8 protein-coding genes are annotated in these 13,504 nt (G+C 47.5%); 6 read left to right on the plus strand and 2 right to left on the minus strand.

The features are described from left to right. Positions 1 to 541 precede the first annotated feature (541 nt). Positions 542 to 3,670 (minus strand): ABC transporter transmembrane domain-containing protein, encoded by a 3,129-nt coding sequence (locus RLO19_RS03205; RefSeq protein WP_446353781.1) that lies wholly within the window; start codon positions 3,668 to 3,670, stop codon positions 542 to 544. Between the two features lie 498 nt (positions 3,671 to 4,168). On the opposite strand from RLO19_RS03205, the gene RLO19_RS03210 reads away from it, so the two are divergent. Both RLO19_RS03210 and treS read left to right on the plus strand, forming a co-directional pair. Beyond that, positions 4,169 to 6,130, plus strand: a complete 1,962-nt coding sequence (locus RLO19_RS03210) for an alpha-1,4-glucan--maltose-1-phosphate maltosyltransferase (RefSeq protein ID WP_446353783.1) — start codon at positions 4,169 to 4,171, stop codon at positions 6,128 to 6,130. Positions 6,131 to 6,390: 260 nt separating this feature from the next. Beyond that, positions 6,391 to 9,777, plus strand: coding sequence for a maltose alpha-D-glucosyltransferase (treS, locus tag RLO19_RS03215; protein ID WP_446353790.1), 3,387 nt, complete (start codon positions 6,391 to 6,393; stop codon positions 9,775 to 9,777). Between the two features lie 251 nt (positions 9,778 to 10,028). Here the strand turns inward: treS and RLO19_RS03220 are convergent, their stop codons facing one another. Continuing rightward, positions 10,029 to 10,160: a hypothetical protein gene (locus RLO19_RS03220; RefSeq protein ID WP_446353785.1), complete on the minus strand. Its 132-nt coding sequence runs from the start codon at positions 10,158 to 10,160 to the stop codon at positions 10,029 to 10,031. A 960-nt stretch (positions 10,161 to 11,120) separates the two neighbouring features. Between RLO19_RS03220 and ndhL the strand changes: the two genes are divergently transcribed. The 4 genes from ndhL to RLO19_RS03240 all read left to right on the plus strand — a co-directional run bounded on the left by ndhL (position 11,121) and on the right by RLO19_RS03240 (position 13,318). Then, the gene (gene ndhL, locus RLO19_RS03225; RefSeq protein ID WP_446353791.1) at positions 11,121 to 11,336 is read left to right on the plus strand and encodes an NAD(P)H-quinone oxidoreductase subunit L; all 216 of its coding nucleotides are present in this window, start codon (positions 11,121 to 11,123) and stop codon (positions 11,334 to 11,336) included. Between the two features lie 7 nt (positions 11,337 to 11,343). Further along, entirely contained in the window at positions 11,344 to 11,658 is a 315-nt protein-coding gene (locus RLO19_RS03230) for a DUF3007 family protein (protein WP_446339717.1), read from the plus strand. Positions 11,659 to 11,661: 3 nt separating this feature from the next. Continuing rightward, positions 11,662 to 12,459 (plus strand): tryptophan synthase subunit alpha, encoded by a 798-nt coding sequence (gene trpA, locus RLO19_RS03235; RefSeq protein WP_446353786.1) that lies wholly within the window; start codon positions 11,662 to 11,664, stop codon positions 12,457 to 12,459. Positions 12,460 to 12,526: 67 nt separating this feature from the next. Beyond that, on the plus strand, positions 12,527 to 13,318 hold the full coding sequence (locus tag RLO19_RS03240) for a Uma2 family endonuclease (RefSeq protein ID WP_446353788.1): 792 nt from the start codon (positions 12,527 to 12,529) through the stop codon (positions 13,316 to 13,318). The last annotated feature ends 186 nt before the right edge of the window (positions 13,319 to 13,504 follow it).

Below are 13,504 nucleotides of genomic sequence, written 5' to 3' on the forward strand. Positions count from 1 at the left end.
CCTGAGATCATGGATGTTGATTCTCATTACTCTACCTTGAGAACATCGTATCGTCTATTCACATAAAAACCCCTGTCAATCGTTGGATTTTAGACAAAAACAGGGTAAGTGACCTTTGTGAAAAATTAAGGGAACCTCACTGATTACTCTGGATTGGGTCATTAATTTTACGCAAAAGAGCGATTTTTGTTACAAAAAGTTACAAACTTTGAACAATAAGAAACTGAACTCACGCCTTTACCCTAAATAGTGAAAACAAAGGTTGAGGAACGAGACCCAACGCCATTTTTAGCCTGTTGGGAACGTTTACGCTCCACTCAACCTACAAGAACTAAAGTAGAAACACTGCATTCTTATTTAATCGCCATCTTCCTAGGGGTTTTAGGCTTACATCACCTTTTGCCTTAATGGAATCCAAAATCGACTGACAACAAGTGTCAATCGCTGATTAAAAATTTGCATCAATCGTAAGTAGGATTTAGCACACCACAGTCTCTCCTTCTAAAAATTGTTGGCAATATCGCCAAAGATGAAAAACAGATTAAAGATCGAGCTGCTGCTGTGCCAAGTGATAATAAAGACCTTGAATAGCAATCAGTTGATCGTGGGTACCCTGCTCAACTAAAATGCCTCGGTCTAACACTAGGATGCAGTCAGCATGTCGAACGGTGGAAAGACGGTGGGCAATGATTAACGTCGTGCGGTTGCGACTAATCCGAGCTAGATTTTGCTGAAACCGCCGCTCAGACTCGGTATCGAGGGAGCTGGTTGCTTCATCAAGAATGATAATACGAGGATCGCTCAAAAGAGCGCGTGCGATCGCAATTCTTTGCTTTTGTCCTCCCGATAGGGTTGAACCCCTCTCCCCGACTGGGGTGTTGTATCCCAAGGGTAAGGATTGAATAAACCCGTGAGCTTCTGCCAGTTTGGCAACTTCGATGACTTGCTCCAGGGTATACTCTGAGTGATAGAGGGTAATGTTTTCTAAGATCGTCCCAGAAAATAGAAAACACTCTTGAGGAACAACACCGAGCTGCGATCGCAAAGATGGGGGTGAAACATGGCGAATATCGTGTCCATCGACACAAATTTTGCCTCGGTCTGGGTGATAGAGTCCTTGTAGGAGTTTGACTAAGGTACTCTTCCCCGAACCACTCCGCCCGACAATCGCCACGGTTTGTCCGGGAGCCACCTGAAACGAAATATTTTCCAGGGTGTAGTTTTCTTCCTCCTCACCATAGCGGAAGAAAACGCTGTCAAAGAAAACCTCTCCTTTTAACTGGGGTAAACCCATTAGCGGTTTTTGGGGATGTTCCTCGGGTTGGGCGAAAAAGACATCATTGAGTCGTTCCACAGATACGAGAACTTCTTGAAACTCATCCCACAGACTCACCAACGCTAAAATCGGACTAATCACATTGCCGATGAGCATGTTAAACGCGACAAACTGACCAATGGTAAGCTGTTCCTGCATCACCAGGGTTGCACCATACCAGAGTAAGGCGGTGCTACCTAAGCTATTAATTAAGCTACTGGTGGATTGGAGGAAATTGCCCAGAATCTGGGCTTTGAATCGTACATTTAACATCTTCGTCAGTCGATCTTCCCAGCGCCAGCGGAGTTCTCGTTCTGCTGTGGTGGCTTTAACGGTGTCGATTCCCGATATCATTTCCACAATCTGGGAATTTTGTCCCGCATCCTCTTGAAAGATTTCGCGCGATCGCTGACGTAATAATGGACTAGCGACAACGGTTAAAATCGCGATCGGCGGGATTAGTGCCAGTACCAGTAGGGTAAGCTTCCAATTGTAGTAGACCATCAACCCTAAATAGACAAATACCATTAGGGCATCCAGCCAGGTAATCACCGCTCGTCGGGTGAGAAATGCCTGAATTTTCTGGGCTTCCTGAACTCGGGTGATAATATCCCCAACTTGGCGCGATTCAAAGAATTTTAGGGGTAAACTCAGGGCATGGTTAATAAAGCCACTGATAAAGGTTAGATCTAAGCGATTGGCAAAATAGTCTAAGAAATATTGTCGGGTGGCACTTAAGCCAATCCGCCACAGGTTAAACAAGACAAGTCCCAGGGCGAAGACATTCAGCGTCGTAAAACTGCGGTTGACAACCACCCGATCTAGAATGATTTGGGTAAATAGGGGCGTAATTAGACCAAAAATTTGCAGGAGTAATGACGCCAGCAGAATTTGCCCAATTAAGATACGATGGGGCCACAGGACTTTTAAGAAGCGCCCTAGGGAGTTCTTTTCGTTGGGCGTGGCGGCGAGTTGAGGTGTCGGATCTAACAGCAGGGCGTATCCTGTCCAGTTATTGACAAATTCGGCACGGGGGATCAATCGCTTACCCACCGCTGGATCAGCAATTAGGATGCGATCGCCTTTACATCGATAGACCACAATATAATGATTGCCCTGCCAGTGGGCAATCCATGGGTTACTTTGATCCCTTAACCGGTTCAAAGATGCTCGTACTGGAGCCGCTCGAAATCCTAAACGTTCTGACGCTTGGGACAATCCCTTGAGCGAAGCCCCCGCACGCCCCACCCCGGCTAGCTCTCGCAGAGAATTAAGGCTAAACTGTTTACCCCAGTACCGCCCAATCATGGACAAACACGCCGCACCACAATCGGCAGAACTCTGTTGTAATATCAGGGGATAGCGTTGCCAAAACCCCTTTCCCCAGAGGCGCCAAGGTGTAGGTTGGGGAAAGGCGACAGGTTCGGGTTCCGTTTGAGGTGTCGGTTCTGCCTGAGTTTGATGCATCAGTGCCGACATCCGAACGGCTATGGGAATTAAGGGTTTATCGGAAAAGGTGGGATGATTTGCGGGTTCAGGTAAAGAGTCTGGGGCTGTTCCCGGTAATATTGGGGCGATGGCTTGAGCGGCCAGAACATGTTCCCTCGGCAGTTTATATACCCATAAATCGGTTTGGGCAATCCAATGGGCGGGAATGGGTTGCGGATATCCCCAGCTTTCGCCAATTGTTGGAGGTGGGGGTGATGCTTCCCCAGTTGTGGCGATTTCACCCTGACGTAGCCAGCAGCGATTCGCCTGTAATTGGGTGAGAGTTTCGCCAGGGGGAATCGTGGTGGTAACGAGATAGGATAATAGTTGCTTTATGGTATGGCTATTGAGCGATCGCAGTTCGGTTAGCGTCTTCAGAAAAATCAAGCCTTGTCGCTGTTGAGCCTGTTGCTGACACTGGGTTTTGAACTGGGGGATTTGCTCAAACCACGGCTGGAGTGTGGTTACCGGAATCCGAGCCAGGAATCCTGGACTCGCTGCGATCGCACAATAGGGTGAGGAGTCGTGACAAAATAAACTGTCTGCACCAAAGGTTTCCCCTTCTGCGAGAACAACGGCGGAAACCTCTCGCTGTTTTTGGGGATCAAAGCCCAAGAGTCTCACCCGTCCCTGACAAACAATGTAAAAATACTCATCATCCTCCTGTTCCTGTTGAGGGGGATGATAGGCGAATAGCCGTTCTCCAAACTTAAACTGGCACAGTTCAAATGAGTGACTCAACTCCAATGCCAATTCTTTGGTCATTGACCCTTGGCTCAAGTTTTGGAGAATACCCGCAACATCATTGACCGCATTGGGGGAATGAGACGGTGACTCTTGCACCCAATCTGGGGAAACCTTGTTCATGGTATAGCACTCTGAATGAGAGACTCACTGCTGGAATTTTGACACAACCCTCACCATTCGTGAACCTCTGTTAGGTTTTCCTTTGATTTGTGCTGGGTTAATACTAGAGCAAAATTACTGCTATACCAACCGAGTTCATCGCCATAAACCATCAAGTATGAACCCGGTGACTGTGCCAATATCCTTTATGGAACAAATAACTCTTCCCTCGGTCAGATGCGTCGATTGACCGCCTATTGTAGGCTGTAAGCCGTAAGCCTTTCGAGTATACCCTTATTTATTAACATTTCGCATAAAAATCTTGACATTAATTCGTCAAGTTAACTAAGGTAGCAGTCGGACAGGTTTATCGAAACGCTTTACATTGAGGTAGTTACACCAACTTCAGTCCCCTAGCGAGAGCCAGAGGAACAGTAGTAAGGGCTGAAGGATAAAGCGGTATGACACAAGGGGCACCTGCGACTGTTTTAGAAGCCAAAGCTAAAGGACATTAGATTCATGCTGCCATTGCCAGAGGAAGGTCGGAGACGAGTACAAATAGAGGGCGTATGGCCCCAAATTGACGGGGGTCGTTTTGCCATCAAGCGGACGGTTGGCGAACGAGTCCATGTCGAAGTGGATATGTTCTGTGACAGTCATGATGCTGTATCGGGCGTCATTTTGTACCGTCCCCAAAAGTCCCAAACCTGGTTTGAGGTTCCCCTGTCACCAACAATTAACGATCGCTGGCAAGGAGAATTAACGGTATCAGAGATAGGCGATTATGTCTATACCATTATGGGTTGGGCTGACCACTTTAAATCCTGGCAACGGGACATGGTCAAAAAATTGGCAGCCGAACAGGATCTGTCGGTTGACTTACTGATTGGGGCAAACTTGGTTGAAGACGCGGTTAAACGTGCCAGTGGGGATGATGCGGCACAGTTGAAAACCTGGGTAGCGACGCTGCGATCGCAAGATATCGCTAAACCGATTTTAGGTGATAAAGCCATTTCCCCGGAACTGGCGCAACTGATGGCAAAATACCCCGATCGCAAATTTGCCAGCACCTACCACAAACAACTCAAAATTATTGTAGACCGAGAACGCGCTCGGTTTAGCACCTGGTACGAAATGTTTCCCCGTTCCTGTGGGGAACCGGGCAAACATGGCACATTCAAAGACGCCCAAGCCCGCTTACCCTATATTGCCAGCATGGGGTTCGATGTCCTGTACTTACCCCCCATTCACCCCATTGGCAAGGCATTTCGCAAAGGCAAAAATAACACCACTGTTGCTGAATCTGATGATGTGGGCGTACCCTGGGGTATTGGTGCGGCTGAAGGCGGACACAAGGCGGTTCATCCCCAATTGGGCACCATGGCTGACTTTGAGGAATTTGTCGCCAAAGCCGCCGAACATGGACTGGAAATTGCCCTAGACATCGCCTTCCAATGTTCTCCAGATCACCCCTACGTCAAAGAACATCCCCAGTGGTTCCGTAGCCGCCCTGATGGAACCATTCAATACGCCGAGAATCCGCCGAAAAAATATCAAGATATTTACCCAATTGACTTTGAAACCACAGACTGGCAAAACCTGTGGCAAGAACTACGGAGTGTCATACTTTTTTGGATTGAAAAAGGCGTGCGGATTTTTCGAGTCGATAACCCCCATACCAAAGCCTTTGACTTTTGGGAATGGGTGATTGCGGATTTGAGACAAACTCATCCCGATTTAATTTTCCTCTCAGAATCCTTTACTCGTCCTAAGGTGATGTATCGCCTCGCCAAGCTAGGATTTACCCAATCCTACACCTATTTCACTTGGCGTAATAGTAAGTGGGAAATGACCCAATATCTCACCGAACTCACCCAAACTCCTGCCTCTGACATCTTTCGCCCTAACTTTTGGCCCAATACCCCCGATATTTTGCATGAATTTATTCAGCATGGGGGACGCCCTGCCTGTATTATTCGCTTGGTGCTAGCGGCAACCTTAGCGGCAAACTACGGGATTTATGGACCAGCGTTTGAAGTGTGCGAAAATCGGGCGCTCAAACCCGGTAGTGAAGAGTATTTAAACTCAGAGAAATATCAGATTCGGGAATGGGATTTAGATAGTCCCTACAGCATCAAACACTTGATTACCCGAATCAATCGCGCCCGTCGGGAACACCCCGCACTGCAAAGTAATAAGAGTTTGCGGTTTCATCACACCGATAATAACCAGATTATCTGTTACAGCAAACAGACCGACGATTTCAAGGATGTGATGCTAATCATGGTCAGTTTTGACCCTCAATGGATGCAAGCGGGCTTCATTGATTTGCCCTTAGAATCCTTAGGCATTGATCCCTATCGGGAATACTATCTCCATGACCTACTCAGTGATACCCACTATACCTGGTTTGGCGGACATAACTATGTAGAACTTAATCCCCAAGCTATTCCGGCACATGTTTTCTGGGTGAGGCAATAGGCAGTAGGAAACAGGGAACAGAGGGAGTAATGTGGAGACGTAAGGCGTGAAACGTCTGGAAACAGGGGGAGATGACGGGGTAAGGGAGGGCGGATTTAGTCATATCCCTGGTGAGGTAAAAAATGATAGTAGTGAAAAGAGCCTTGACACACCCAAAACCTGATGCCTTGAGTAAAGCGAAGGGTCTTCCCGAATGACAAATGACCAATGACGAGTAACAAATGACAAATCAACAACTAGGGAAAACTACCAACGAAAAAATGCTTAATTCGATTTTGAAAGATGACCCCTTATGGTTTAAAGATGCAATCATCTATGAAGTGCCGATTCGTGCCTTTGCCGATAGCAATGGCGATGGCATAGGTGATTTGCGCGGCTTAACATCGAAGCTAGATTATTTACGGGATTTAGGGGTCACCGCGATTTGGACATTACCCTTTTTCCCCTCTCCCCTGAAAGACGATGGCTACGATATTGCCGAATATAAAAAAATCAATCCTATCTACGGCACAATCGAAGATCTCAAAGAGCTGTTAGATGCAGCCCATCAACGGGGAATTCGGGTAATTATTGAGTTAATTGTCAACCATACCTCCGACCAACATCCCTGGTTTCAACGCGCTCGCAAAGCCCCGAAAGGCAGTAGTGAAAGAGATTTTTACGTTTGGAGTGATAGTCCGGAAAAATATAAAGATGCCAGGATTATTTTCCAGGACTTTGAACATTCTAACTGGGCGTGGGACCCAGTGGCTAAATCCTATTACTGGCATCGCTTCTACTCCCATCAACCTGACCTCAATTACGAAAATCCGGAAGTGGCTAAAGCCATTTTAGAGGTTGTGGATTTATGGCTAGCTATGGGGGTGGATGGACTGCGGATGGACGCAGTACCGTATCTGTATGAACAAGAAGGCACAAACTGTGAAAATTTACCCGCCACTCATGCATTCTTGAAACAGTTACGCACCCATGTTGATGCCAAGTTCCCCAATCGGATGCTTTTGGCTGAAGCGAATCAGTGGCCCGAAGATGCGGCGGAGTATTATGGGCAGGGGGATGAATGCCACATGAATTTCCATTTTCCCCTCATGCCGCGCCTGTTCATGTCATTAAAGATGGAGGATAATTTCCCCATCATTGATATTCTCAATCAGACGCCGCAAATTCCCAATAACTGTCAGTGGGCATTGTTTCTGCGGAATCATGACGAACTGACCCTGGAAATGGTCAGCGATGAAGACCGAGACTACATGTATAAAGTGTATGCAGAAGACCCGCAGGCACGGCTCAATTTAGGGATTCGTCGCCGCCTCGCGCCGCTGATGGGGAATAATCGCGACCAAATTCAATTGATGAATGGGTTGCTGCTGTCTCTTCCCGGTACGCCCGTCTTGTACTACGGCGATGAGATTGGTATGGGCGATAATATTTATCTGGGCGATCGCAACGGGGTACGCACACCGATGCAATGGAGTGCTGACCGCAATGCAGGCTTCTCGCGCACGAATCCGCAAAAACTCTATGCACCGCCGATTGTTGACCCAGAATACCATTACGAAGCGATTAATGTAGAAGCCCAGCAGGGGAATCCCAATTCCCTGTGGTGGTGGATGAAGCGGTTAATTGCCACCCGCCAGCGTTTCCAAGCTTTTGGGCGAGGGACTTTTGAGTTTCTCCATCCTGAGAACCGTAAGGTTTTGGCATTTACCCGAACCTATGCTGGGGAACATATTTTAGTGGTTGCCAACTTGTCACGATTTGTGCAAACTGTGGAATTGGATCTCTCCGGATTCCAAGGAATGGTGCCCGTGGAGATTTTTGGACGCACCCAATTCCCGGCGATTGGTTCTTCCTCCTATTTCCTCAGCCTCAGCCCTCATGGCTTCTACTGGTTTACTCTCCAGTTGCAAGACACTCTCGCCGAAGTCCCCAGTTCCCACATTCAACCCCCGACACTCAGGGTGAGTGGTAAATGGCAAACGGTGTTTTCTCAACCAATTTTAAAGACAACCTTGGAGTCGATTTTGCCCACTTACCTCTATGGTTGTCGCTGGTTTGGTGGTAAAGCGAGGACGGTGCAATCGGCAGAGATTGTGGAAGTGATTCCTGTCTCTTATAAAGAAACCGAGGCAGAGTTACTTTTCCTCAAATTAGATTACACCGAGGGCACCCCAGAAACCTACCTTCTGCCCTTAGCTTACGCGCCAGGAACTGAATTAGGTGGTGATGGGTCGAACATTCAGCCCCATCAGGTTATCGCCTATATTCAGGTTGAGGGAAATGAAGACGTTGGCTTATTATTTGACGCGGTAGCTGAACCTGACTTTTTAGCCTTCCCCTTAGATGCCATTCGTCATCAGCATCGGTATAAAGGAAAGGCAGGTACACTGGTAGCTACGGCGACAAACGCCCTGTCTGAACTGATGCAAGAGGCGACTCAGCTTGAGCCGCATCTGCTTCGAGGCGAACAAAGTAATACCTCAATGGTCTACGGTGATCGCTTTATTTTAAAGCTGTTCCGCAAGGTTGAGGAAGGGATTAACCCAGACTTAGAAATTGGGCGTTTCCTCACCGATAAAAAAGTCACCGAACATTTTGTTTCCGTGGCGGGGGCGCTGGAGTATCGCGCTGCTAACTCAGACACGATAACCATCGGCGTCTTGCAAGAGTTTGTTCCCAATACCACCGATGCTTGGTCCTATACCTTAGATTCCCTGCGCGGCTACTTTGAACAAGTCATGGTATTGCCCGGATCAGATTTGCAGGAGACGGAACTCTTCTTACCCTCGGCGGTGGAGTCTCTCGATCGCACTGATCCGCCCTTTGGCTACAATCTGATTGTTTCTTATTTGGATACAACGCAACTGTTGGCAAAGCGAACGGCTCAACTGCATATTGCGTTGTCCTCGGATATGGAGAATCCTAACTTTGCCCCGGAACCGTTTACGTCGTTCTATCAACGGTCTGTGTATCAGTATATGCGGAATCTGACGGGTCAGGTTTTACTGCTGCTGAAAAAACGGATCGACGTATTACCTGCGGAAATTCAACCTTTAGCCCAAACTATTCTCAACCGCCAAGATCAGATTTTAGGACGCTTTAAAGCCTTAATCAATCAGCCGATTACGTCGATGCGTACCCGCTGTCATGGTGATTTCCATCTGGGACAAGTTTTATATACCGGGAAAGACTTAATCATCATAGACTTTGAGGGAGAACCGGCACGTCCTTTGAGTGAACGACGGATGAAGCGATCGCCCCTGCGGGATGTGGCAGGGATGCTACAATCGTTCCACTATGCGATTACTCTCGGCTTGCGGAATGAAATTGAGAGTGGCATGATCCGACCGGATAATCTTTCGGTGATGGAACAATGGTCGAGTTTCTGGTATTCCTGGGTCAGTGATACGTTCCTGAAAACCTATCTGTCTACAGGTGCGGGACGTTCATTTATCCCGCAAACAACTCAGGAGTTGCAAGTGCTGTTGGATGCTTATCTGTTTGAGAAGTCGATTTATGAGTTAGGGTATGAACTTAACAATCGACCGAAGTGGGTAGACATTCCTTTACAGCGTATTCTCCAGTTGCTGGAGTCGGTGCAAGTGACAGGAGAACAAATGAGTTTCCCGACGCCGCCAGCGAGGTAGAATTTCGGGTTTCGGGTGTGGGGGGTATAATGAACCACCTGTAGGGGCGATCGGCTTGGTATAATTAACAACACCAGTCCATTTAATGGGGTTGGGTCGCCCTTTTCTTAAAAAACCCCCGTAATTCTGGCACTTAATCTGAAGTTCCCCCTAGCCAAAAAATCGAAACTACCGCACCGTGCGACTTTCCGCGATTTTTCAGTCGCCTTACATGGGTACAATCCCGCTAAAACCTTGATGTGGCGGGGGTTTCAGTCGATAAGATTGCCTATTGCAAGTCTTCGCGATCGCGAAGATATGGCAAGGGCAACATGGGTACGATTTTTGAGGGTTTGAGCGCTCAAACCATTACGGTATAAGGCTTGACCCTGGGTGAAGTACATCTGTATGGGGGGAACTTCAGGTTAAATCGGGCGCACGCCATGCGCCCCTACAGTTTCTGGATGTAATTCTAATTCATCAAAGTACATGAATAAAATTGTCTCACAGATTCTCTCCTAAGAGTATTAAGAAAATTTTAAATATACATGGGTACGATTTGAGGGGGCTAAATTGCTAAAATGCTTATACAGTATGAGTTAAGTCCCCTGTAGTACATCTGGACGGGGGGAACTTCAGTTTATAGCTCCCCCAAGCCCTCACTTTTTGATAAAAAAGCTGTATATCCCCACCCTATAGAGGAATGGGGAACTAAATCAATATCAGTTGATAAATGGGGGCAGAGGGACTTGAACCCTCACGACCTTTTACGGTCAACGGATTTTCATTCTCACTGTAGCTTTCGCTACTGCCTTAATCAGCATTTGAGAATTGGACTCTCCCTTTACCCTCGGCTTTACGTTAGGGTAGCTCCCGTCGAGTCTCTGCACCTTCCGATAAGTTTTGAATTTTGACCCTTCGCTTCGCTCTAGGACATTGTGGGTGAATTTTGAGTTAGTTTGTTTTAACTCATAACTGATCACGCAACAATCAAAACTCTCTTATCGGCTTGGCTCAGGATTGCCCTATCTGTTTCCAGACGTAGGTTTCCCTGAGTTTGAGAGCATCCACTTGACAGATTTCTCCATCAAGGCTCAATTTACTTAAGTCCGTAGCGTCTACCATTCCGCCACGCCCCCCTGTCGGGTTGTGCTTCGGTATTAAAGTTTACCTCAAAACCTCCGCACTTGTCTATTGGAACATTAAATGGGGCAGATTGGCAACTAGAAAATCTGAGGAACCCGGACAAGGTAAGATAGTAGGGGCGATAAAGGAGGCTTAGGGTAGCCTGACACTGGGCTATTCAACTCTTGATTCTCTGATCGCCTATATTTGAGAGACCTGTTGCCGCTATAAGACAGACCATCATGATTGTTGCATTACTCTATCTAGCTTTAGGTGGACTCTACCTCGTCGTAGTTCCTTTGGTCACGTACTTTTACCTAAAACAGCGCTGGTATGTAGCTAGCTCCTTTGAGCGTAGCTTTATGTACTTCCTCGTCTTCTTCTTCTTCCCGGGATTGTTACTGTTCAGCCCATTCCTGAACTTCCGCCCCAAGAAGCGTCAGATCCAAGCTTAATCTACAAATGCGAAGAATTGATGCGATCGGAATTTCCATCGGCGTGTTTGCGGCTGGTGGTATTATGTATCTCCTGTTGCAGGTTGCTGGTTTAGACGAGATGAAAGCCGGGATTTGGAGTCAAGCACTCTTAGTCGGCGGTTTACTCGGCTGGGTATTCACCTATCTGTTCCGAGTGGGTACTCACAAGATGACCTATAACCAGCAACTGCAAGACTATAAGGATGCTGTCTTGCAAAAGCGCCTCGAACAGATGACCCCAGAAGAACTTGCCCAGTTACAAGCGGAATTGGAACAAGACTCTGAATCAATCAACCAATGACCAATGACCAAAATTTCCCAGTGCTTCGAGACTCTACGCCAGCGCTCTGAATGCGCCTTTATTCCCTTTATCACAGCAGGTGACCCGGATTTAGTCACCACAGCTCAAGCTTTGCGAGTCCTTGACAAATCGGGGGCAGATATGATAGAGCTAGGTGTGCCTTATTCCGATCCCCTGGCTGATGGTCCGATGATTCAAGCGGCGGCGACACGAGCATTGAAACGGGGGGTACGATTGGATGATGTTCTGGCGATCGCGCAGGAGGTTACCCCCGATCTAAAAGCGCCAATTATTCTATTTATGTATTACAACCCCATTCTCAACCGGGGGATTGAAGTCTTTTTAAAACAAATTGCCGCCGCAGGGATAGCCGGGTTAGTCGTGCCGGATTTACCCTTAGAAGAAGCGGAATCGCTGATCCAGCCTGCGACTGAAATTGGGATCGAAGTGGTTTTATTAGTCGCACCCACGAGTCCCAAAGCGAGAATTGACGCGATCGCGAAAAAATCTCAGGGCTTTATTTACCTAGTCAGCGTTACAGGCGTCACTGGGATGAGAAGCCAAGTTGCATCCAGTGTCCCAGATTTACTCGAGCAAATGCGGGCGGTTACTGACAAACCCATCGGAGTCGGTTTCGGCATCTCCCAACCCGAACAAGCGCGACAGGTGAAACAGTGGGGTGCAGATGCGGTAATTGTGGGTAGTGCTTTCGTGAAGCGTTTAGCTGAAGGAACCCCGACTGAAGGATTAAAAGCGATTGAGGAGTTTTGTCAATCCCTCAAGTCAGCAATTAGAGATTAGCCTTCTTTTCAGATTTTGATGAGCTAGAAGTAATTAAAAGCCGCCTTTCATAGTTTCCACTCAACGTATGGTTAACCTTCCCACTCAAACTAACCCACCCCTTTCACCTCGGCAAACCTTACCCACGATGTATGATTTACCGAGTGACAACCCGGAGGAACCTGGATTGCCAGACGAGTTTCATTTTTTACAACCCTTATTGTTATTTCTCACGTTTCAACCCGCTAACTGGAATCGGGAGTTGGTATTTTCGGCTTGTGATTTGAATCTTTACTATGATGTTAACCATCTCCAGTGGTACAAACGCCCCGATTGGTTTGGCGTAGTGGGAATACCTCGGTTGTATGAAGGGCGGGATTTACGTTTAAGTTATGTGGTTTGGCAAGAAGCAATCAATCCTTATGTAGTGGTGGAATTATTGTCTCCCGGTACACAAGAGGAAGATTTGGGTCTAACGGTGCAAACACCTGGAAATCCGCCGACAAAATGGCAGGTTTATGAACAGATTTTGCGAATTCCGTACTCGATTATTTTTAGTCGCTATACCAATGAAATTCAGGCGTTTCATTTAGTCGGGGGTCATTACGAACCGATGAACATGATTGATAATCGCTTATTGATGCCGGAGTTAGCGTTAAGTTTAGGGTTATGGCAGGGAAGTTTTCGAGGAATTAACCGTCTGTGGTTGCGGTGGATGACGCTTGAGGGAGAGTTGATTTTAACGCCGGAAGAAGAGGCTGTCGAGGCGCAGGAAAGGGCTGTCGAGGCGCAAGAACGGGCAGTTGCGGAACGGGAAAGGGCGGAACGATTAGCAGCACGATTACGGGAGTTAGGGGTTGAACCTGATGATGTGGAGTAAGTGCGATCGCTGTTCTCAGTTCAGAGCTCATACCAAGTTGCATTCACCGGAAATAAAGGGTCTGAAGCCCCGTCCTTCTAGGACGGCTTTTATCCGGATAAACACCCCAGGATAGTATGATACAATGCAGTTGGCTTGCGGCTGCAAAGTCGAAGTCAACTTATCAGGTACGCCGGGACTCGGCGG

This window comes from Coleofasciculus sp. G2-EDA-02, from assembly GCF_040226375.1.
GTDB lineage: Bacteria > Cyanobacteriota > Cyanobacteriia > Cyanobacteriales > Coleofasciculaceae > Coleofasciculus.

What these genes read in the sequence shown, in the direction of transcription:
- RLO19_RS03220 (WP_446353785.1), bottom strand. Translation starts at nt 10,160, where the DNA reads ATGTACTTCACCCAGGGTCAAGCCTTATACCGTAATGGTTTGAGCGCT.
- treS (WP_446353790.1), top strand. Translation starts at nt 6,391, where the DNA reads ATGCTTAATTCGATTTTGAAAGATGACCCCTTATGGTTTAAAGATGCA.
- RLO19_RS03230 (WP_446339717.1), top strand. Translation starts at nt 11,344, where the DNA reads ATGCGAAGAATTGATGCGATCGGAATTTCCATCGGCGTGTTTGCGGCT.
- RLO19_RS03205 (WP_446353781.1), bottom strand. Translation starts at nt 3,670, where the DNA reads ATGAACAAGGTTTCCCCAGATTGGGTGCAAGAGTCACCGTCTCATTCC.
- RLO19_RS03240 (WP_446353788.1), top strand. Translation starts at nt 12,527, where the DNA reads ATGGTTAACCTTCCCACTCAAACTAACCCACCCCTTTCACCTCGGCAA.
- RLO19_RS03210 (WP_446353783.1), top strand. Translation starts at nt 4,169, where the DNA reads ATGCTGCCATTGCCAGAGGAAGGTCGGAGACGAGTACAAATAGAGGGC.
- trpA (WP_446353786.1), top strand. Translation starts at nt 11,662, where the DNA reads ATGACCAAAATTTCCCAGTGCTTCGAGACTCTACGCCAGCGCTCTGAA.